Here is a 21,495-nt window from a genome sequence, read left to right on the forward strand (position 1 = left end):
ATCTACCTCTTAATGATTATTTATATTTTTTCTTCTTATTACTGACTTCAACGTCCAATAAAATATTTTTACATCTAAAAAAAAACTAATATTGTCAGTGTAATAAGCATCATTTTCTATTCTTTCATCCATTGTAGCAGAATTACGTAATAAAGCTTGATTATAACCAGTTATTCCAGGTTTAACTTCATATTTCTTAAAAAATTTTTTTGGATACATGTCTTTATTTCCAAGTGGACTTGGCCTAGGCCCTATAATACTCATATCACCCTTCAAAACATTAATAAACTGAGGTAACTCATCTACACTCAGTTTTCTTAATGTATGACCTACATTAGTCACTCTCTGATCACTGGCACTATTATATGTGGTCCCATCGGAATTTCTTAAATCAGGTGCCCCGGTTTTCATTGTTCTAAATTTATACATTTTAAATTCTTTCATATTTTTTCCTAATCTCTTACCGTTAAAAAAAATTGGACCTTGATCTTCTTTTTTTATTACAATTGAAACAGGAATCATAACTAAAAATAAAATACCTATACCTATGAAAGAAATCAATATATCTAAAATACGTTTAATATAAGTCTGGTACATTTGGTAACTCCTTCATTTCTGTAAAAATCTCTTTCAAAGCATCTTCAAAGCTATATTCTGAAGAGTACATTAATGTCTCTATTGCTTTACTATTATCCATATATGATGCAGATATACCTTCACTACCTTCTTTATTTAAAACAGATACCTCATTTTCATTTTTGAATACACTATTTATCTTATTAGCGACCTCTTCATTCGTCAACCTAATGCTAGAACCTATATTATAAGTACCTGATGACTCAAGTAAAAGTGCTTTCTGTATGGCTCTTGCCACATCCTTAACATAAATGAATTCTCTTTTGGAAATTGAAGGAGTATTTAATAATAATTGTTTTTTATTGTACGCTAATCTCATAAATTTATTGATCATATAATTATTTTTTTCATTAAATCCAAAGACATGAGCTATTCTCAAATTTTTTATATTCATGCCATGTTTCTTAGAATATATATTTGCTATACACTCATTAGAAAATTTACTCACACCGTACATTAATTCTGGATCCACAGTAGAACACTCGTTCCAAGGCAACTCATCTTGCTTGCTATATACTGAAATAGTTGATGCATTCACTATATTATCAATTTTTAATTCTTTACATACTTCAAAAATGGTTTGAGTCATCACTTCATTACTATGAAATTCCTCAATTCTACCTTGGTTTCCTCTTTTTGATGCTAAATGTACAAATGAATCTATATTTTTTAATTTGTAAATCAAATCACTATATGTATAATCTGTTTTAATTGTTTCTATATTTTTATATTTATTCTCTCTCCTAGATAAAATTACTGGCTCCATTCCACAATTTAACAATTCCTTACATAAGTATTGACCAATAAAACCTGAACCACCAGAAATAGCTACTCTCATATTTGAGCCTCTTTATTATTTACAAAATATCCTATTTTTTCATATTTTCCATTTACTGGTCTAATTAGATCACCTTCACAATAATAGTAATAATACTCTTCAGAATTCTCTTCATTTTCCTTATAATCAGTATAAACTGCATTGGTATTAGGTTTTTGACACGCAAATTCTAATTCATATTTTCTAACATTAGTTTCTACTGATAGATTTGGATTTTTATTTTCAATTAAATGGTATAAACTTGATTCAAGTATATCGAATTCCGTTGCATATTTTAATAGCTTCCACATGTGACAACCATCTAACCTTGGTGTTATTTCAATAATATATGGACTATTATCTTCTATTTTCATTTGTACATAAACTGGACCATTATTTATATTCAGTTTTAAGCACGCATTTTCAATAATTGAAATCAATTTATTTTTTATATCAGGCGTTATTTTTTCTGATGGTACTACATGCTTTCTTATCAATCCTGTATATTTTTCCCATGTTTCTCTATCTGAAACTTCCAAAAATGTTATTTTCCCATCTTCCATATATCCATTAACCGAGACTTCTGGACCATCTATATATTGCTCAATTATAACTAACTTATCTCTTGAATAGCCTTGTGTTTCGTTAAATAGGCTTTCAAATTGCTCCTGAGTATGAATTAAATTTACACCTCGTTGTCCTTGAGAATCAGTAGGTTTCATAATGAAAGGAAAATCTAATTTTATAGACTCACTTTTCGCTTTCAATATCTGGTAATTTACATTTCCTTCAAAATTATTTCCTAAAAATTCTCTCATTTTATCTTTTTTATTACAAATTTTTGCTGTTTCACTTGTAACAAAGTAAGGCAATTTTAAATTTTCACTAATTTCTGAAGCAACAGGAATAGCTAAATCTGATCCTACAGAATAAACAACATCAATCTTATTTTCTTTTACATATTCTGTTACTTTCTCAATATCTAGTATATTTATCTCTTTAAAACTATCTGCTAAATCAGCACCTGGACCATCTTTTTTCATCGCTAACGCATGTGTTTCATACCCTAATCTGTTCAATGTTTTTATAGCATCAGCTTGTACCGATGCCACACCTAAAATAAGAATTTTTTTCATTATAAATCATTCTCCTTTTTTATTTTTTTACCAATGTAGTGCACATCTTCTACACTCATTAAACTATTTAACGGAAGTGTTATCTCATTAACATATAATTCATATGCATTAGGATAATCTTCTATATCAAAACCTAAATTTTTATATGCTGTTAACAAAGGTAACGGTTTATAGTGAACATTAGTTGATATGCCTTCTTTAGCTAACGAAATAATCATATCATTTCTCTCTTCTAAATTTAAATCCCTAAAATTAGTTATCAATAAATGACCACTAGAATTTGATTCAGAATGATAATGTCCTAATACTTTTACCATGTTTACGTCACTTAATTCTTTTTCATAAGCTTCAATAAGTTTTTTTCTTTTTTTCAATATTGATGGGTACCTTTCTAATTGAATCAAACCTATTGCAGCCATGATATCAGTCATATTACATTTATAATTCGGAGCTACGATATCGTACTCCCAAGACCCAATCTCAGTTTTCGCCAACGCATCTTTGGACTGACCATGAAGAGATAACAACATAAATTCCTTATAGATTTCTTCATTATCTATCCCGTCAATAGTTTTCCAAGTAACTGCTCCACCTTCTGCAGTTGTTAAGTTTTTAACAGCATGAAAAGAAAACGATGTAAAGTCAGCCACTTCGCCACTAATTTTATTTTTATACGTAGCTCCAAATGAATGAGCTGCATCTGCTAATACAACCACTCTACCAATAGCTTCTTGGATTTTATTAGATGATTTAAATTTATCTTTAGTACTATCTATTACTTGATACAATTTGTCATAATCACACATTATTCCCGCTAAATCAACTGGAATAATTGCTTTTGTTTTTTCAGTAATTTTACTTGCTAATTGATCGTAATCCATTTCATAAGAATCTTTTTGTGTATCAACTAAAATAATTTTAGCACCGACATGATGAATTACACTTGCGGATGCAGTATATGTATAGGCAGAAGTTATTACTTCATCTCCAGGTCCAATTCCCAACACTCTTAATGTCATTTCCATACATGCAGTTGCTGAATTTAAAGCGACTGCTCTTTCTGTACGACAATATTCAGCAATCTTTCTCTCAAACTCTTTTGTTTTAGGTCCAGTAGTTATCCAACCTGACTTTAATACCTCGATAACAGAATTAATTTCTGCTTCTGTTATATCTGGTGGTGAAAATGGTATATTTCTTTTCATTTTAATTCTCCTCACTCGATTTATTCGCAAAACGAATTAATTCTCTTGCTAAAGCATCATGATTGTCAGGTAATCCTTCCACAAATTCTAATACCTGATCATAAGTAAATCCTTTAACATTACCAACAAAGATTTTTTCATGAACTTGTTCTTTCGAACGTTCTTTATCTACTAATAATTCTTCATATAATTTTTCACCAGGTCTGATGCCTGCTTCAATAATCGGTATTTCATTTTCAGTGTAGCCACTTAATTTAATGACTTTCTTCGCTAAGTCATAAATCTTAACAGGCTCACCCATGTCCAAGATAAAGATTTCCCCACCTTGAGCTAAGGAACCAGATTGAATTACTAAGCGGCTCGCTTCTGGTATCGTCATAAAGTAACGGGTCATTCTAAAGTCAGTTACCGTTAGCGGTCCGCCATTGGCTACTTGTTCTTTAAATAAAGGAACCACACTACCACGACTCCCTAATACATTTCCGAAACGTACAGCACTAAATTTCGTTGTACCTTTTCCGTTAAGTCCTGTCACAATCATCTCAGCAATTCGCTTCGTTGATCCCATGACATTAGGTGGTTTAACCGCCTTGTCTGTTGAAATCATCACAAATGATGTAACATCATTAGCTAAAGCAGCTTCTGCCACATTCTTTGTTCCGTAAATATTATTTTTTAACGCTTCTGCTGGATTGCATTCCATTAAAGGCACATGTTTATGCGCTGCGGCATGGTAGACAATCGCTGGTTGGTATTTTTTCATCACTTCAAAGATTCGTTTAGCATCTCTAATATCCGCAATAATCGGGACAATCTCTGTGTTCTTTTCGCTATAACATTGGTTTAATTCTTTCTCAATCAAATAAATAGAGTTTTCACCATGACCTAAAAGTAAAATTTGTTTAGGTGAAAAAGCCATAATTTGACGGCAAATCTCAGAACCAATCGAACCACCTGCACCAGTTACCATGATTACTTGATTCGTAATCTGACTTTTAATAACATCCATCTCTAATGTAACTTCCGCACGACCAAGTAAATCCACGACATCAATTTCACGAAGTTTGGTTACCGCAACTTTACCTGTAGCTAATTCTTCAATAGAAGGTATTGTATAAAGTTCAACGTCTAAAGGATTTACAATATCTAGTAAACGTTCGTACTGAGCTGCTGTCATTGAGGGAATTGCCACTGTTAAAACTTCAATACCATATTCAGCAATCAAATCTGGTAGTTGCTCAATATTTCCAAGAACTTTTTGCCCTGAAAGGATTGTTTTATACTTATTAATATCATCGTCAATAAAACCTTTGATTTCTAAATGAGTCTTTTCTGAATTTTTCTTTAACGTGTTGTAAAGAAGCTCTCCCGCATCTCCTGCACCAATAATAAAGGCATTTTGAATCTCTACACCGTTACGGCTACCTTTTTTCATTTGGTACTCCACAAGAATGCGCCAAGCAATCCGACTACTAATAATTAGTAGTAAAGCGACAAAGAAGGAAGAAATGGTTTGAAATAAATCCTCTTTTCTTGTATCTAAGGCGTAAAAAAATACTAACTCAATCGCACTTGCTACCGTAATCGCTGAAAAGATCGATACGATTGAGTTAATACTTGTATATCTCGTTATTCTATTAAACACCCCAAATAAAAAACCAAAGACGACGTATAACGCTACTTGCGCAAGTAGCGCATACACCATATGTCTACGTGAAACGGTCATCATTGACGCTAAAAAAATGTTACTTGCTAAATTGGCAAACACTATTATTGCTGAATCTATCAGCAAGATAACTGCCATTTTCGTCTTTCTCCCCATTTTCAAACTCTCCTAAATTTATCCAAATAATTTGAATTTCTTTTTGTACTCCGTGTGTTCTGCTATTTTTACTCGGTCACCGTTAACAATGTCTTTCAATGTTTGAGTGAACCGTTCTTTCTTCTCGATGCCAAATTCTTTTTCCAGTAGATCATAGGCTTCTTTTGTATAAAAGCCTCTGTGTCCTGTGTTATGGGCATCGGAACTTAACATATGGGCTAAATCATGCTCAATCATGATTTTTGCCACTTTTTGAATCTCTTTTCCAAATTGACCAGTATAACTAGCACACGTTACTTGAGCTAAACACCCCATCTCAATAAATGGGATAAGTAAATTTGGATTCTTCATGAGTTGTTGGTTACGCTCTGGATGAACAATAATTGGGCGATAACCACTCGTACATAGATCAAACAACGTGTGACGGGCATATAATGGAACTTCCGCAGAGGGAAATTCAATCAATAGATAAGAATCATCTAAATCGGTAAATAAAATTTCATTTTGTGAGATGCGACGTAACACGTCATGAGACAATCTAACCTCTTGACCTTCAAAAAGTGTAATCGGTATGTCTTTCTCATCTAAAATGATTTGAAGCTCTTCGACTTTTTTGATAACATCATGTTTTGGATTTAAGTAAACACCATTATTATGATGAGGTGTACAAAGAATGTGAGTGATCCCCTCAGAAACAGCTACGCGTGCCATTTCGAGAGAATCCTCTATTGTTTGTGCTCCGTCATCGATTCCTGGTAGTATGTGACAATGAATATCGACGAGCATATTTTTTTCCCCTTTATGTTTTAACTATAGTAATAACTGTAATCTTGGTGTCCTGTTTCTCCCATATAAACAGCTCCCAAAATTTTTGAATCCACGCGCTCTAATAATTTAACAGCACGTTCTAAACCAGCTTTATCCGTTTGATCTTCACGAACCACAAGTAATGTTCCGTCGACTTGTGAAGCGATTAGCTGACCATCAGTTACGGTACTGATTGGCGGCACATCGAAAATAATGAAGTCATATTGACTTTTTAGGATGTGAACCACTTTTCTCATACGTGCTGATGATAGTAATTCAGATGGATTAGGTGATACGGGTCCACAAGGTAATAAATCTAGATTACGGATCTCACTTGGTTGGATAACCTCACCTAAAGACATACGTCTCACACTTAGTAAACTCGCTAAACCTTTTGTATTATCCGTATCAAAGGTACGGTGAACCGTCGGACGACGTAAATCCGCATCAACTAGTAATGTTTTAATACCAGATTGAGCGAAGATAACAGCTAGGTTTGCTGCTGTTGTTGATTTACCTTCTGATGGTCCAGAAGATGTCACGATAATGCTTTGTGTTCTTGATTCTGGATTTGAATATAGTAAATTGGTTCTAATTGTACGATATTGTTCTGCTACTGTTGATAAGGGATCAACCACTGTAAAGAGCGTTACCGCTTCTGGGTTGATTAGTGTTTTTCTTTTATCTTTTGCCATTAGTATACTCCTCTAACCTTCAAATATCTTTTATCTAACAAATCTACGTGTTGCTCTAGTTGCCTCTGATTTTGGTTGAGGCATAGCAAGGTCATCATCTGATGAATCTAAATCCAATGATGTTAAATCAATTTTTGTAATATCTAAGTTTGATAAATCAATCGTGTCTTCTAAGTTCACGTCGCGATTCAATTTTGATAAATCATCATCTAGACCATCAATTTCAGATTGGAAGTCAAATAATTCGTCACTGTTGTTATCCGTCATGGCATTTGTATCTTCTAGGGCTGCCCATTGTTTCGCACGATTTTCTTTGACTGTCTTAGCGTCCACTAGTGGTAAAATACCCACGATTGGAATATTTAATGTTTCAGTTAAGTATTCAGGATTTTTCACAGTACGGTTAAATAACTGGCTTAATAACGCTAAACCAATTCCTAAGATAACCCCTAAAATCCCACCAATAGCTAAGTTGATTTTTTTATTTGGTGAAACAGGTGAAGTTGGTACTTCTGCTTCTGAGATAATCGAAACTTTATCTGCTTCTGTATATTCTTTCGCTTCTTCTCTAAAGATATTAGCAATAACATTGGCTGTTGTAGCCGCTTCTTTAGGACTTTCTGAAGTTACAACAATTGAGAACATTTGTGAGTTTTGTGTTTGTGTCACATTGACCATGTTTTCAACATCTGTCGCTGTTCCTTTAAAACCAATCTCTTTTTCAAGTTGTTTTCTTGTCTCTTCTGTTACCACACGACCTTTAATAAAGTCTTTGTAGGTATTGATCATCATTAAGTTACTGTTGATGTTATCTGTACTTACATTTTTATCTTTATTTTGTGATGTCGCTATTAATTGTGATGCTGCACTATACTTTGGTGTAATCAGCATAAAAGTTACTAATGCTGCAATCCCAATCCCTACAAAAAACATTGATAATATTAAAACCACATTCTTTTTAAGCAGGGTAAAAATCTCTTGTAAACTAATCGTCTCTTCCATTTGTTCCTCCAAATAACTTACATATTATTTTTCTACTATCATAACACATTTACTGACTTCAATAACATAAAAAATGACATTTTATTGTTCATTTAATAAATTAACAATTTTTATACTGGCATAGCCGTCTCCGTAAGGATTGTTTTGTTTAGTTAAAGACTGGTAATATTCACTATCCATCATTAATTTCTCAACGGCGTTCAATATTGTTTTTTCACAAGTTCCAACAAGTTTTAAAATACCTGTTTCAAGACCTTCAGGACGTTCGGTTACCTCTCTTAAAACTAAAACTGGTTTACCTAATGAAGGTGCTTCTTCCTGAACACCACCTGAATCACTCATAATAAAATAACATTCGCTCATGCAATTATGGAAATCAATCACATCTAGCGGGTCAATTAAATGAATCCGTTTCTGATTTTTGAACATCTCTTCCGCTTGTTTTTTTACATTTGGATTAGGATGTACTGGATAAATCACTTCTAAATCTGAATAAGTCTCGACCATTTTGATTACCGACTTAAATACTTGTTCCATCGGTTTTCCAAAATTTTCCCGGCGATGACATGTTAGTAACACTTTCTTACTATCAGGGTCCCATTTTTTTGTGATTTCATGTGAAAATCCATGTTTCGTTGTCTGCTGTAAGGCATCAACGACTGTATTGCCTGTCACAAATATTTTTTCTTCTGGGACATTTGCTTGAAGTAAATTAGCCTTACTTAATACTGTCGGCGCAAAATAGATATCACTTAAGCAATCTGTCATCTGACGGTTCATTTCTTCAGGATAAGGAGCATATTTATCCCATGTTCTAAGACCGGCTTCCACGTGACCGATTTTTATTTGGTGATAAAAAGCGGCAAGACTTGCTACAAATGACGTCGTTGTATCACCATGAACTAAGACCACATCAGGCTTTTCTACTTCTAAAATCGGATCTAATTTCATTAAAACACGGCTTGTTAATTGAGCCAAGGTTTGATTTGGTTGCATGATATTTAAGTCATAGTCTGGTTTAATATTAAAAACAGTCAATACTTGATCAAGCATCTCTCTTTGTTGGGCTGTCACAACAACCACCGATTCGAATTCGTCAGATCTCTTTTCTAGTTCTTTGATAACTGGTGCCATTTTTATGGCTTCTGGCCTTGTACCAAAGATACTTAGTATTTTTTTTCGTTGCATTTTATTGCTCCTTTTTACCTTAAATAAAAAGGAGTGTTTTTTACACTCCTTTTTTATAATAGAACGATATCCCTAAATATTCAACTCTTTTTTACATTCTCATATTATTTTAATGAGGTTAATGTTTGATAAAACATTTTAATTGCTTCTTGATTATACGCGTATGGGTCAAAAGTTTCAAACCTTTGTTCTTTATTTATCATTTCAGTTAGACTTTGAGCCACACCATACGCATCATTTGTTTCTGAAATCAAACCATAAGCACCGTCTTTAAGAACTAATCGACAGGCTGGGATATCTGTTGAGACGCATTTCATTCCTAATGTCAAAGCTTCGATTAAAACCAACGATTGACCTTCATATAAAGAAGTCAACGCAAAAATATCACAGCGTTTAATAAATTCAAAAGGATTGTAGACCTGACCCAACAATTCAATATAGTCTGACATACCTAATTCTTGAATTTTATTTTGTAAGTTATTTCCTTCTGGACCAGCACCAATAATGTATAAGTGGCTATTTGGCTGATTTTTTTGAAATTCTACAAAAGCTTCTATTAATACGATTTGATTTTTTTCCTGAGATAAACGTCCAACGGTTACAATGTTTACTTTATCTTGATCAGGATAAGGAATTATTTCATCCTTGGCATTTAAAATACCTTCACCTCTCATAATATTTAAAGAAGCTTGTTCTACAAACAAGAACTTGTCTTCCCACTTAACTTCATAGAAGATATTATTTTCAGATGTTTTTATTTCTTTAGTCACTGTGACAGAATCCAAAGATGTTACGACTGTACCTTTTTTATCAATTGCTTCTAGCAACGTACTAAAAACAACTGTTTCAATCTTTTTGAAGGTTGCTGTTTTGAACACTTCTTTTTCAGTCATTACCGTTTCTTCTGAAAAGCTCTTTATAGAGATGGCTTCTTCCTTCACGAAATACGTCTTACCAGAATCATCCATTATTTCATACCATCTACCATTTAGCGTAGTTGCTAGAGATTGGACGTAGATTGATTGAAATACTCCTAATTCCTTATAGTTTTCATTTTCAATTGGTAATAAGTAACCTTTTAAACTAGTTTTGTTTTTATTTTCATAATAAGCTGCTAGCCATTCTTTTTTTAGTGGGGTATCTTTCAAACGTTTCATCTGATAACGTTTTTCTAGATGATTTGCTGATAATGCAAACGCCCTAAGTAACTTAACTTTAAATGAAGGTTCCTTAGTTTTTGTCCAATTTAATTTTTTAGAGAAAGTTATTTTCCCTTTTGGCAACCAGCCTAAATCATTCCCTTTGAGCATTACTCTAACAGAAATACCTGTTTGAGTCACAACTTCATCAGTAATCGATACATAGATGTTTCGATATAAACCGGCTTTACTTAAAGGATAACTCTCAGCTAAACCTAGTGGTTCTGTATAAAAATAATCTGCAGCTGAGGTGTTTAATTTACCAAAGTAACTGACTTTATTCTTCGAAAGTATTTTGACAGAATCAACTTCTACTCCACTTGCCTCGACCCAACCAAGGTATTGATGATTTTGAGAGATTTTATAATAAAGGATTTCATTGTACTCAAATTTTCCTAAAACATCCACGTGAGGATCACGTAATTCTTTTTTATCCACATTTCCTAGTACCATATCTGGTCTTGAACTTCTCAATTTGATTGTTTTTTCTAGATTGTTTATATGACCATCTCTAAAGAAAAATTCTGTGTCTTTAACTTCTATTATTTTTTCTTCTTTAGTACCTTCTAAAATCTTCTTAGGATTAATCGTATTATCCGCATACGTAAATTTACTTCTATCTGCATACTGTGCTAATTTTTCTTGATTAATCTCTTTCATAACCTCAGAAACAGAGACTAGACCATCATAACGATTATAGACGCTAAAAACACCTTGAAGGTTAATCTTATGGATTTTTCTTCCATTAACTTCTCGTTCCATATCAAGCATCATGTCGCTATGTAAGTAACAAACATGTCGATCTGCTTTTGATGCCAAAATAATCTTGCCCCAATGTAAGCTGTAACCACTAAAGTCAATTGCCACGTCAAAGCGTTGTTTTCCTAGTAACCTTCTAACATCACGTTCGTAGATTTCATTAGGATATTTATCTTCCTTACCTTTTTTCACCCCTTTAAGGTGAATGTGCATATCTTGATAGTACTCTTTAGCTGTAAAGTTTGAAATATCAAATCTAAACAAAAGTGATACATTTTTTGGAATATCTGCTACATTTTTAATCTGATCTAAAGCACGAATATTATCCAGTAAGCACACTACATCATATTCTTCATAGTTAATACTTTGCACTAAACTAAGAAAACTACTCGTAATCCCATTACTACGCATGCCACCTGGATAAATTAATAACCTTTTTTTACAACTTGTCGGTTGAATCACTTTTACACCTAATAGAGTTTCTTTATTAAAAATAATCTCCACAACTCTAGCTGTTACTTGACCATCATCATAAGGAACAAATTTTTCTTTACACAGTTTATAATTAGCTTTATAGATTTCTTGTTGCTCATCTAGGTGCTCTAATTTAGTTATTAGCTCATCAATATTAAATGCCACGGGTCCTGGTAATTCATCGTATTCAAAATACTTACCTCGTTTATTAGAATACAAATCATCATCCCAGCAATAAAATAATATTGGTTTATCCGTTACTAAGTAATCAAAGAAAATACTGGAGTAGTCAGTAATCAAACAATCAACAATTCCTAGCAATTTATTGGTATCAATAATATCAGGTATTAAAAATTCTCTAAGTGGAACATATTTTTTTGCTTGATCATAAATAAAAGGATGCACTTTGACTAATACATTGTACTCCTCACCGAATCGTTCTCTCACTAAAGACATTTCTTGATGAATTTGAGCAATCTCTCCATCAGAGACACTTAAGTCCGCCCCTTTAAAAGTAGGTGTATAAAGAATAATTTTCTTCCCTAAATCTAAAGAGACGTTAAAATCAAACAACATTTTTAATAAATCATCTTTATTCTCATGAAAGGTTTGATCAATTCTTGGATAACCAGACTCGATGATTTGCCCTGTATAATTTTCGTTTAACCGATAATTTTTAACAAACATCTCTGTTGTATGTGGATTTGGACTAATTAAGTAATCTGCCATAAAAAAGTTACGAACCACATTTTTAGCGTTCGCTGGATTTCCTGGAATATCAAAGCCCATGGTTTTTAAAGGTGTTCCGTGCCATGTGTTGATATAGGTTTGTTCATCTTTGATGGTTACAAAAGGTTGGAAAGTTGAATTATTAATTAAAAATTCTGCCTTTGTTAACCATTTTAAATACTCATCTGAATTTCTAATAACGAAAATGACATTTTTCTTACTCTTATATAATTCTCTTACTTTTTCCATTTCGCTTGATTCTGTGACACTCCAAATATGCGTGTACTCTTGTTCAGGATCTACTGATAATAAGTACTCAAAAATGGCAAAAGGAGAATCTGTTAAAGATTTTCCATCACGACTTTCATACAGTACCGTTTTTTTCTCAACTTTTTCTGACACAAAGTATTTCGTGTATGAATCAACCGTTTTACGGTAATAGGATATTTTCGGTAATACAGCGGGTCCAATCAAACGCGCAATTTTATTTGCTACTCCCATAGTCTATTCCTCTCTATGCTTGAAAATAACCTCAGTAACACTTTTTGATGCCTCAGCCTTTTCAAGTGATGTAAATTTTTCTTTAAATTTAGTGTAGTTGTCAGTTTTTAAACTAACTCCATTTTGATAATCATTCAATGTTGCTAATAAACCCTCTTTATTTTCTATTAAAGGTCCAGGCATCGTTTCCTCCATTTTGAAATAAAACCCTCTCAATTCTTGATCGTACTCTTCTTGATCAGGAATAAAGAAAACTATCGGGTTATTCGTTATGGCAAAATCAAACATACAAGATGAATAATCCGTAATAAGCAAATCACTAATTGCTAGTAATTCACTCATGTCATAGTTTGATGACACATCGATTATTTTTTTGTTACAGTCTGAAAAATCAAAATTTTGAGCAACTAAATAGTGCATTCTAACTAAAAGCAGAGTATCTTCGCCTAAAACCTCTTCCATCTTATCAAAAGGAAAATCTGTGGTGAACTCATATTTACCATTCACTCGATTTTCTTTTTCACGCCAAGTTGGCGCATATAAGATAACTTTTTTATTTAAAGGAATGTTTAACTTTTCTTTTAACTGATTCTTAATTGCTTTTTCTTTGGTTGCTTGAACTAACAAATCATTTCTAGGATAACCAGACTCTATGAGTTTACCAGAATAAGCAAAAGCTTTCTTAAAAATTTCAGTGGTATACGAGCTTGGTGAAACCAAATAATCCCACCTGCTAGATTCTTCTGCGAAAGATTGATCGTAACTTTCCTTTGTATACCCAGGTATATTAACTTTAGGAATATCACAGCCAATTTTTTTCAGCGGTGTTCCGTGCCACGTTTGAATATAAATTGTTTGCTTATTTTTTGGTAACCACTTTGGCGTTCGTGTATTAATCACCCAAGCACAAGCTCTTGGCATCGTTAAAAACCACTTAAAAGAAAAGCGATATACATAAGAAACCTTTTCATCACGAAAAGGTTTCTCACTGCCCTTATTAACACCCCAGACGAGGTTATAATCAGGATATTCTTTTACCATTGACTCATAAATAGCCTTTGGATTATCGCTGTACTGAGTGCCATGAAAGCTCTCAAAGTAAACTGTTTTCGGACTACGGAAAACACCCATACTTTTGAATAAAATACTGATAATAGCTTCTATTATTCCTTTCATCACACGTCTCCTTAGATAAAGTCTACAAATCGCGCTCTAAATTTCATATGAACATGAGATCCGATAATCATTAAGAAACCAACAATCAACCAAAAGAAGACTGTCTGTGTTCCTTTTTCCCAGAACCATTGTTTCGATAAAAATGAATCTCTAAAGCCGTCAATAATGTAGTAAATTGGATTTAATTCTAACACTTTAATAATCCAACGGTGCTCTGTTCCTTGGAACATTGTTCTAAAGTTCCAAATGGGACCTGATAGATAGAATAATAATCTAAGGATAGATTGTAACATGATATGATAATCTCTTACTAAAACTGTAATCGTTGAATTTAAGATACCAAAGGCAAATAAAAAGGCAATCATACAGAAAAAGTAATAGAAATATTGTAACCAATAAATGGTTGGGTAAATACCAAAACCAAACATTGATGCTAATAACACTAACATCATGGCGCGGTAACTAACAAAATTACTTGAGATATTAACCATTGGCAAAATACTCACTGGGAATTTCATTTTAGACACCATACCAACTTGTTTATAAATACTGTTTGATCCACCTAAAATCGAGCTATTAATAAAGAACCACGCAGTGATCCCGATTAACATCCAGATAATAAAAGGAACACCATCTGTTTTCTTACCTTGATTAACACCTAATCCGAAAACCAAGTAATAAATCCCGATTTGAATTGCTGGGTTTAAAAATTGCCAAATTAAGCCTAAATAGTGACTTTGGTAGGTTGCTTTTTCTTCATATTTTGATATACGACGGATAATACCGAAATTATTTACTTGTTCTAAAATTATTGTTTTTACGTCATTCACGTTTAAAACTCTCCTTAATGCTTCCCGTTTTTCCGATGCCAACTTAATGATTTAAAGACAAAAATTGGTATCTGAATCATGCGATAAAATCTTTTTGGATTACTACAAGAGCGGTATAACCACTCCAAATTAGTTTTAATAAAAAAGCTAGGGGCTCTTTTGACCGAACCACTCATCACGTCAAGACTTCCACCAACTGTTTGAAAAATAGTGGCTTGTATCTTTGGCATATTACGTTCCAACCATTCTTCTTGCTTCGGACTTCCCATTGCAACAAAAACAATATCAGCTTTTTCTTGATTCATTTTAGCTACAATATCGTGATCAGAGAGTTCGGTGTAACCATCAATCCAACCAACTAAGTTCAGATTTGGGTATTTATGTTGAATGTTCTCTGCCGCTTTTTGAGCCACTTCTGGTGCAGCCCCTAAAAGAAAGACATTCTTTTGATGTGCGTTGGCAAAAAGCAATACTTCTTCCATGACTTCAATACCAGCGACACGTTCTTTGATGTCACCCTTTGTCCATTTCGACACTTTTACCAAGCCGATACCATCAGCAATTCGGTGGGTTGATTGTTCGATGAAGTGCTTTACCGTGCCGTTTGTTTCGGCCATTAAAATAATTTGCGGATTCACACTTGTTAGCGTCATTTTTTGATTAGTTTCAAAAAAATTCAGCATATCTTTTTTTATATCAGACATGTTCAAGATATCCACTGGCACATCCATTATTTTCTCTACTTTATATTCTGGCATTTTCATACATCCAATTCTTTTTTTATCACTTCTAATAACCGTTCAACTGCCTTACCATCATTGTGAGTATTCCAGTAATCATTAAATGTAGATAAATTTTGTTCTTCATTCTTAATTTCATGAAGGACTTCTTCTATAGTATAGCAAATTTTACTAGGCATTGATTCTCTTAGTTTATCTTGAATGCCTGTTTGATTTATATAGATACCCTCATCATACCAATAAAAAATTAAGTTTCCTAAAGGATGAACCAAAGCGTAATCAAAGGCAACTGAAGAATAATCAGTTATTAAGATATCCGCCTGAGTCAACAACTCATCTGAGGAAGTATTTCCATCTAACAAGTAAATTCCTTCAGTCTTTTGAAGCTCTTCTTTATTCCCCCAGTTTTCATGAGGATGAGGCTTAATATATAAATCCATAGTAGGATCTATCTTTTTCCTTAAGATAAGCAAATCCTCTACTATATTGTTTGTTTCTATCTCTCGGTACGTTGGTAAATACACCACTTGTTGAGTCATCTTTTCGACTTGTTTGATTTGATGTAGAAAATCTGTTCGCGGAAAACCAAGATACAACATCTGTTCTTCTCTTGCTCCGTAACTATTTTTAAAGACTTCAGCCATCGCTTTAGAACCAACAACAAAGTAATCGAAAGATTGATATACTCGCTTAAATCGCTCCTGATCTTCATTAGATCTCTTTTGAGCCGTTTTATCTTCTAAACCAAATTGTTTAATCGCTCCGGTTGCATGCCAAATTTGAAAAATCGACTGATCTTCTCGTTTGTTTATGTCACCCAAAAAAGCAAAATAATTATCAGCTAATACTACGCGACTTGTGGACACTAACTCAATGGTTTTTCGTAAACCTTGGTAACTATTGATATTCCAGATTGGAATACCAAGTGACCTTAATTTCATCGCTTCTTTTTCTAATTGCTTCGTGTAACAAACTGCTACATCAAACTCTTTACTCAATGTTTCAATCAAGCCATGGTCATTGTTTGGAAAACTTAGTAGATAAACGACCTGCTTTTTAATTGGTTGCTTTTTAGTTCTAGCTGAAACCTGCCGAACATACTGACTATAAATCTTTTTTAATTGCTCAAGAATAATAGATTTCATTGTTTTGTTTCTGCTCTTGCGTATTTTCTAAAGCTAATTTTTCCTTCACGTGAGTTTGATTCACACTGAAAAGACTTGATGGGTTTGTGATAATTGATGTAAAGGAACGACCACTAAGTTGTAAATACCCAAACAACATCATGCTGAACAACATAACGACTAGCAAGACTTTGGTTAGTACCGACATCTTGCCAATCGCAGGACCTTTCAGTGCTGAAGCGTCATGACCTCTTTCAGATGCGATTATTTTCAAATTCTCTTCATTAAATTCTTTTTGTTCGACTTTAAATTTATCTTGATACTTTTTCTTATCTGCTGCGCTTTGCTTTTTAAACCATTCAATGAACTCTTTGTAATGAGTCACCACTTCTTTAGTGTCTCCATACTCTCTTAACTCACCGTAATGAATCCAAGCTACTTTGTCACATAATTTTTCAATTTGTTGTAGTGAATGAGACACAAAAAAGATTGTTTTTCCTTCTGATTTAAACTTCATGATTCTTTCCACACATTTTTGGTAGAATGTATCATCTCCAACAGAAAGGGCCTCATCAATAATCAAGACATCTGGATTATTGTGAACTGCAATTGAGAAACCTAAACGTGATCTCATCCCACTTGAATAATTCTTTACAGGTTGATCAATGAAATCTCCTAAGTCTGCAAAAGCCTGAATATCATCCATCATGTCATCAATTTCCTGATTCGTAAAACCACTCATCAAACATTTCAGGCGAATATTTTCTTTACCTGATAGTTGCGGTTTTAACCCAGCACCAATTGCAATAATAGACGTTTCACCATCAATTTTCATTTCACCCGTACTTTGAGGAATAATCCCTGCTAAAATATTAGATAAGGTTGATTTCCCAGAGCCATTGATACCGATTAAACCGACCGCTTCTCCTGCATAGACTTTTAGATCGATTCCTTTTAGTCCCCAAAAATGTGGGACGCTTTTTTCAGAGAATTTGAATAGTGCTTTAATTTTATCTGATTTTTTCTTATATAAATCATATTCTTTTGTAATCATCGTTAGTTCAACTTTTACATTTTCATCTTGTTTCAAAATTGTCTCATCCTATCTTTCGTTTCATTGAAACCTCATAGAGATTTTACACTAAAATTGACTTTTTTTCAAAATTACTTCAAAAGCTTACAACATTCTTAGTAGTTTATAGTAAAAAAAGCAGGAAAAAGGCGCTTTTTTAGACCTTTCTCCCGACTTTTCTAATTTACAATTGCCATCCCGTCATTCGGGAATGTTTCTGGTGATACGACACCATTTGATTCAAATTTATAACCTGGTTCATCTCTTTCATCTTTTTGATCAAGACCTAATGATAAACGCATTTTATGAGAGATATAATCAATACTGTCTTGGTGTAAACCAACCATACTAATGCTTTCTCCGTAAGGGGCATAATCAAAACTCATCCATGAAAAGGCGTGAGACTCGAATTTATAATCTTTTGTTAGACCAGATTGTGCAATAGAGAGAATTTTATTAGAAGGCATATCTGTTTTAATATGTCCGTCTAAAGCTTCTAAAATACTCTTATACTTAGCAATCGTGCCAACATCCATTGCTTTTTTAGCGATTGCTTCCACAACTTGTTGTTGTCTTTTCCCGCGTTCAATATCGTTATCCACATAACGTGTTCTTGAAAATGCTAAAGCTTGTTCTCCATTAAGTTTATGATGACCTTCTTTTAATTCCACTACTTTTTTACCTTGTGAGTTCTGTTCTGTTAAGGTAAATGGTACGTCCATCTCAATACCACCTAAGGCATCAACGATATTTTCAAAGGCTTGGAAGTCTGCTGTTGCATAGTAATTAATCGGTACCTTCACTAAATTTTCAACGGCATCTATCGTGGCATCTATTCCACCATAAGCAAAAGCAGAGTTGATTTTGTCTTTACCTTCAAAATCTTTTGACTTGATGCTTGTATAGGTGTCCCTTGGAATACTTGTGATATTCACTAACTCTTCTGTTGGGTTAATTGTTAAAAGCAGCATAGAATCTGTTCTAGCACTTCCCAATTCACGTTCGCTGTTATCATCCAATCCTAGTACTAAAATAGAAATAGGATCTTTTTGAACGTCAATCTTATCGTTTTGAACGCTTTTAGATGTTCTTGGTGTGTATGATTTATTCAGAAAATCATTGGTATCCATTAACCCTTTAACCACATAAACTAAACCACCCAAAATGGTAATAAGCATGACAATGGTTAAACTTTGCCAAACCATAGTCCATTTTTTCTTTGTTTTTTTACGTGTCGTTCTTTTAGTACTGTCTCCAGTAAGTGTACTCAGAGATGTTTCATTGGTATTTTTTCTTTTATCTTTTCTTCTTGTCAATGTCAAAACTCCTACGCTTCAAATTATTCTTTGTTAGTATAACATAGGCTATCTATCAAAAATAGAAAATCCTTGTTTTTTTAACTATCTTAAAGAATTCCTTAAAATTTTACACATTGTTTAGCCCTTAAAACTCGTGTATAATGTTGATGAATTATGAAAGTAGGTAATTAACAAATGGATTTCATTTTAAAAGTAGCTTTCCGTTTATTTTTAACAATGATCCTAGCTCTTTGTTTAACACCTTTAATAAAAAAATTAGCTTTTAAAATTGGTGCTGTTGATAAGCCAAACGCTAGAAGGATTAACAAAACGCCGATGCCAACAGCTGGTGGTTTGGCAATTTACATTGCTTTTTCCATCTCTGTTTTGTTCTTCTTTCCTGATCTGATTCCTTTTAACTATAGCTTACACTTAGTTATATCATCTGGAATTGTGGTTCTCACAGGTTTAATCGATGATATCTTTGAACTTAAACCAAAACAAAAATTAATCGGTGTCACACTTGCCGCCCTTTATGTTTGTTTTGTTTTTGACATTACCGTAAGTACGATTACGTTGCCTCATATTGGTTTAGTGCCTTTAGAGTGGTTAAGTTATCCCATTACAGTGTTATGGATTTTAGGTCTGACCAACGCTATCAATTTAGTGGATGGTTTAGATGGTTTAGCTTCTGGTATCTCGATGATTGCCTTAACAACGATTGGGATTGTCGGATACGTGGCCTCATCGACAGGAGCTGTTAAAATACAAGTTCCTTTAGCTATTTTTATTTTATTAATGAGTGTACTAGGATTTTTCCCATTCAATTTTCATCCAGCCAAAATATTTCTTGGTGATACTGGTGCCCTTTTACTTGGATTCTTAATTTCCGTCTTATCTATCCAAGGATTGAAAAATGCTACCTTTATCACACTGATTACACCTTTAATTATTTTAGGTGTTCCTATCACTGATACTTTGTTTGCGATGATTAGAAGATGGCTAAATAAACGTCCCATCTCATCTGCTGATAAGATGCATTTGCATCATCGGTTGCTTTCTCTCGGGTTTACTCACAGAGGCGCTGTTTTATCTATTTATTGTATGGCATTGATTTTTTCTCTGATTGCCTTACTTTACATGTTTACAAACACATGGGCTACGATTCTTTTAACGATTGCGTGTCTGTTTGGTTTAGAAATTTTTATTGAGATGATTGGTTTAACTGGTGTTGATAAACAACCTCTTTTAAACTCTTTAAAATTTTTAGGAAACCGCGCATACCGTCAAGAAGTCATAAAAAAAAGAAAAGAACAAGACTAAAACATTAGATGTTTTGATCTTGTTCTTTTTTATTATTATTTTTTGATTCAATAACTTCTTCGTTTTTATCTAACTTTTTAGCAATATAATCGCCAACAATATTTTTCTTTGGTTCGATGGTCCCATAATAATGCCGTTCTAGCGCCACATTTATGACCCCACCAATAATAATCAACGTGGCGGCAATGTTTAACCATAAAATAAAGAAAATAAAGGTTCCAATAAACCCGTAACTATTAATTCTTTTGGCAAAATTATTAATGTAGAAACCATAAAACTGAGTCACACTCATCCAACAAACCGTTGTGAAAAGTGTTCCCGGAATGATTGTTTTAAAATGAACCTTCGCACTTGGGACGTAATAATATAGCATCAAAAGAATAATTAATAGCACAGAAGCTGTTACTGGCCATTTTAAGGTTTTGAAAGTTGTTAAAATTTCTTCTGGATGACCAAATATTGGCAGGACGTACTCCAATATCGTCTGACCAAATGCCATAAATAGCATCAACGCTCCGATTCCTAACATTAAAATGAAAACCATTAGGAATGAAAACAAGCGTCTTAAAAATTGAAACTTCTCTCGTTTAACACCATACGCCTTATCTAAACTAATCCGTATCGCATCAATACCTTTACTCATCGCCCAAAAAGTACCGATTGCAGAAATAGAAAGTAACCCACCACTACTCGTTTTAAGCAAACTACTAATAGTATCTTTCAACATGATATAAATATCGGGTGGTAATAATTCTTTAATGTAAGGCAACACACTTTTATCACTTAAATTTAAAAACGGTAGGATATTTCCTAACGCAATGAGCAAGGGAAAAAATGACAGAAGTAAATAATAGGTAACCACCACTGCATAAATTGCTACTTCTGATTGTTGATATGTCTCGATAAAAGACTTAACAAACGTTTTCCACCCTGACTCTTTTTTCTCTTGCTCTTGCATATAC

General features: G+C 33.3%; 18 protein-coding genes. 1 reads left to right on the forward strand and 17 read right to left on the reverse strand.

Going from position 1 to position 21,495, the window contains the following annotated elements:
- Positions 1-9: 9 nt before the first annotated feature.
- The 16 genes from G7082_RS02200 to G7082_RS02275 form a co-directional block, all read right to left on the reverse strand.
- Entirely contained in the window at positions 10-597 is a 588-nt protein-coding gene (locus G7082_RS02200) for a sugar transferase (protein WP_166033537.1), read from the reverse strand.
- Positions 578-1,474, reverse strand: coding sequence for an NAD-dependent epimerase/dehydratase family protein (locus tag G7082_RS02205; RefSeq protein ID WP_166033538.1), 897 nt, complete (start codon positions 1,472-1,474; stop codon positions 578-580). The genes G7082_RS02200 and G7082_RS02205 overlap by 20 nt, the downstream gene beginning before the upstream one ends.
- Positions 1,471-2,589, reverse strand: a complete 1,119-nt coding sequence (locus G7082_RS02210) for an ATP-grasp domain-containing protein (RefSeq protein ID WP_202983123.1) — start codon at positions 2,587-2,589, stop codon at positions 1,471-1,473. The genes G7082_RS02205 and G7082_RS02210 overlap by 4 nt, the downstream gene beginning before the upstream one ends.
- Complete coding sequence (locus G7082_RS02215; RefSeq protein ID WP_166033539.1) at positions 2,589-3,794, reverse strand: DegT/DnrJ/EryC1/StrS family aminotransferase; 1,206 nt, start codon at positions 3,792-3,794, stop codon at positions 2,589-2,591. Before G7082_RS02215 ends, G7082_RS02210 begins: the two co-directional genes overlap by 1 nt.
- Before the next feature lies 1 nt (position 3,795).
- Complete coding sequence (locus G7082_RS02220) at positions 3,796-5,616, reverse strand: polysaccharide biosynthesis protein (protein ID WP_166033540.1); 1,821 nt, start codon at positions 5,614-5,616, stop codon at positions 3,796-3,798.
- Positions 5,617-5,634: 18 nt separating this feature from the next.
- Positions 5,635-6,402, reverse strand: coding sequence for a tyrosine-protein phosphatase (locus tag G7082_RS02225; RefSeq protein WP_166033541.1), 768 nt, complete (start codon positions 6,400-6,402; stop codon positions 5,635-5,637).
- A gap of 20 nt (positions 6,403-6,422) precedes the next feature.
- Positions 6,423-7,118, reverse strand: coding sequence for a CpsD/CapB family tyrosine-protein kinase (locus tag G7082_RS02230; RefSeq protein ID WP_166033542.1), 696 nt, complete (start codon positions 7,116-7,118; stop codon positions 6,423-6,425).
- Positions 7,119-7,148: 30 nt separating this feature from the next.
- A complete protein-coding gene (locus G7082_RS02235) occupies positions 7,149-8,120 on the reverse strand; it encodes a YveK family protein (RefSeq protein ID WP_166033543.1) in 972 nt (323 codons plus the stop codon).
- An 81-nt stretch (positions 8,121-8,201) separates the two neighbouring features.
- The gene (gene wecB, locus G7082_RS02240) at positions 8,202-9,308 is read right to left on the reverse strand and encodes a non-hydrolyzing UDP-N-acetylglucosamine 2-epimerase (RefSeq protein WP_166033544.1); all 1,107 of its coding nucleotides are present in this window, start codon (positions 9,306-9,308) and stop codon (positions 8,202-8,204) included.
- 104 nt (positions 9,309-9,412) lie between these two features.
- The gene (locus G7082_RS02245) at positions 9,413-12,970 is read right to left on the reverse strand and encodes a CDP-glycerol glycerophosphotransferase family protein (protein ID WP_166033545.1); all 3,558 of its coding nucleotides are present in this window, start codon (positions 12,968-12,970) and stop codon (positions 9,413-9,415) included.
- A 3-nt stretch (positions 12,971-12,973) separates the two neighbouring features.
- A complete protein-coding gene (locus tag G7082_RS02250; RefSeq protein WP_166033546.1) occupies positions 12,974-14,146 on the reverse strand; it encodes a CDP-glycerol glycerophosphotransferase family protein in 1,173 nt (390 codons plus the stop codon).
- Positions 14,147-14,157: 11 nt separating this feature from the next.
- The gene (locus tag G7082_RS02255) at positions 14,158-14,976 is read right to left on the reverse strand and encodes an ABC transporter permease (RefSeq protein WP_166033547.1); all 819 of its coding nucleotides are present in this window, start codon (positions 14,974-14,976) and stop codon (positions 14,158-14,160) included.
- Positions 14,977-14,990: 14 nt separating this feature from the next.
- Complete coding sequence (locus G7082_RS02260) at positions 14,991-15,734, reverse strand: WecB/TagA/CpsF family glycosyltransferase (RefSeq protein WP_238842681.1); 744 nt, start codon at positions 15,732-15,734, stop codon at positions 14,991-14,993.
- Between the two features lie 2 nt (positions 15,735-15,736).
- Positions 15,737-16,861, reverse strand: a complete 1,125-nt coding sequence (locus G7082_RS02265; protein ID WP_166033548.1) for a CDP-glycerol glycerophosphotransferase family protein — start codon at positions 16,859-16,861, stop codon at positions 15,737-15,739.
- A complete protein-coding gene (locus G7082_RS02270; RefSeq protein ID WP_166035997.1) occupies positions 16,842-17,894 on the reverse strand; it encodes an ABC transporter ATP-binding protein in 1,053 nt (350 codons plus the stop codon). The genes G7082_RS02265 and G7082_RS02270 overlap by 20 nt, the downstream gene beginning before the upstream one ends.
- Positions 17,895-18,091: 197 nt before the next feature.
- Complete coding sequence (locus G7082_RS02275; RefSeq protein ID WP_166033549.1) at positions 18,092-19,228, reverse strand: LCP family protein; 1,137 nt, start codon at positions 19,226-19,228, stop codon at positions 18,092-18,094.
- Positions 19,229-19,405: 177 nt separating this feature from the next.
- Here G7082_RS02275 and G7082_RS02280 point away from each other — a divergent pair, with 177 nt between their 5' ends.
- Positions 19,406-20,533, forward strand: coding sequence for a glycosyltransferase family 4 protein (locus G7082_RS02280; RefSeq protein ID WP_166033550.1), 1,128 nt, complete (start codon positions 19,406-19,408; stop codon positions 20,531-20,533).
- A gap of 4 nt (positions 20,534-20,537) precedes the next feature.
- On the opposite strand, the gene G7082_RS02285 is transcribed toward G7082_RS02280, so the two are convergent.
- Complete coding sequence (locus G7082_RS02285; protein WP_166033551.1) at positions 20,538-21,491, reverse strand: YihY/virulence factor BrkB family protein; 954 nt, start codon at positions 21,489-21,491, stop codon at positions 20,538-20,540.
- Between the last annotated feature and the right edge of the window lie 4 nt (positions 21,492-21,495).

The sequence above is a fragment of the Vagococcus hydrophili genome, from assembly GCF_011304195.1.
In the GTDB taxonomy this organism is placed as follows: domain Bacteria; phylum Bacillota; class Bacilli; order Lactobacillales; family Vagococcaceae; genus Vagococcus; species Vagococcus hydrophili.

Bases quoted from the DNA above. Each gene is read 5' to 3' on its own strand.
- G7082_RS02210 (WP_202983123.1), bottom strand. From the start codon at position 2,589: ATGAAAAAAATTCTTATTTTAGGTGTGGCATCGGTACAAGCTGATGCT.
- G7082_RS02200 (WP_166033537.1), bottom strand. From the start codon at position 597: ATGTACCAGACTTATATTAAACGTATTTTAGATATATTGATTTCTTTC.
- G7082_RS02245 (WP_166033545.1), bottom strand. From the start codon at position 12,970: ATGGGAGTAGCAAATAAAATTGCGCGTTTGATTGGACCCGCTGTATTA.
- G7082_RS02250 (WP_166033546.1), bottom strand. From the start codon at position 14,146: ATGAAAGGAATAATAGAAGCTATTATCAGTATTTTATTCAAAAGTATG.
- G7082_RS02265 (WP_166033548.1), bottom strand. From the start codon at position 16,861: ATGAAATCTATTATTCTTGAGCAATTAAAAAAGATTTATAGTCAGTAT.
- G7082_RS02220 (WP_166033540.1), bottom strand. From the start codon at position 5,616: ATGGGGAGAAAGACGAAAATGGCAGTTATCTTGCTGATAGATTCAGCA.
- G7082_RS02230 (WP_166033542.1), bottom strand. From the start codon at position 7,118: ATGGCAAAAGATAAAAGAAAAACACTAATCAACCCAGAAGCGGTAACG.
- G7082_RS02280 (WP_166033550.1), top strand. From the start codon at position 19,406: ATGGATTTCATTTTAAAAGTAGCTTTCCGTTTATTTTTAACAATGATC.
- G7082_RS02270 (WP_166035997.1), bottom strand. From the start codon at position 17,894: ATGATTACAAAAGAATATGATTTATATAAGAAAAAATCAGATAAAATT.
- G7082_RS02285 (WP_166033551.1), bottom strand. From the start codon at position 21,491: ATGCAAGAGCAAGAGAAAAAAGAGTCAGGGTGGAAAACGTTTGTTAAG.
- G7082_RS02225 (WP_166033541.1), bottom strand. From the start codon at position 6,402: ATGCTCGTCGATATTCATTGTCACATACTACCAGGAATCGATGACGGA.
- G7082_RS02215 (WP_166033539.1), bottom strand. From the start codon at position 3,794: ATGAAAAGAAATATACCATTTTCACCACCAGATATAACAGAAGCAGAA.
- G7082_RS02260 (WP_238842681.1), bottom strand. From the start codon at position 15,734: ATGCCAGAATATAAAGTAGAGAAAATAATGGATGTGCCAGTGGATATC.
- G7082_RS02205 (WP_166033538.1), bottom strand. From the start codon at position 1,474: ATGAGAGTAGCTATTTCTGGTGGTTCAGGTTTTATTGGTCAATACTTA.
- wecB (WP_166033544.1), bottom strand. From the start codon at position 9,308: ATGCAACGAAAAAAAATACTAAGTATCTTTGGTACAAGGCCAGAAGCC.
- G7082_RS02235 (WP_166033543.1), bottom strand. From the start codon at position 8,120: ATGGAAGAGACGATTAGTTTACAAGAGATTTTTACCCTGCTTAAAAAG.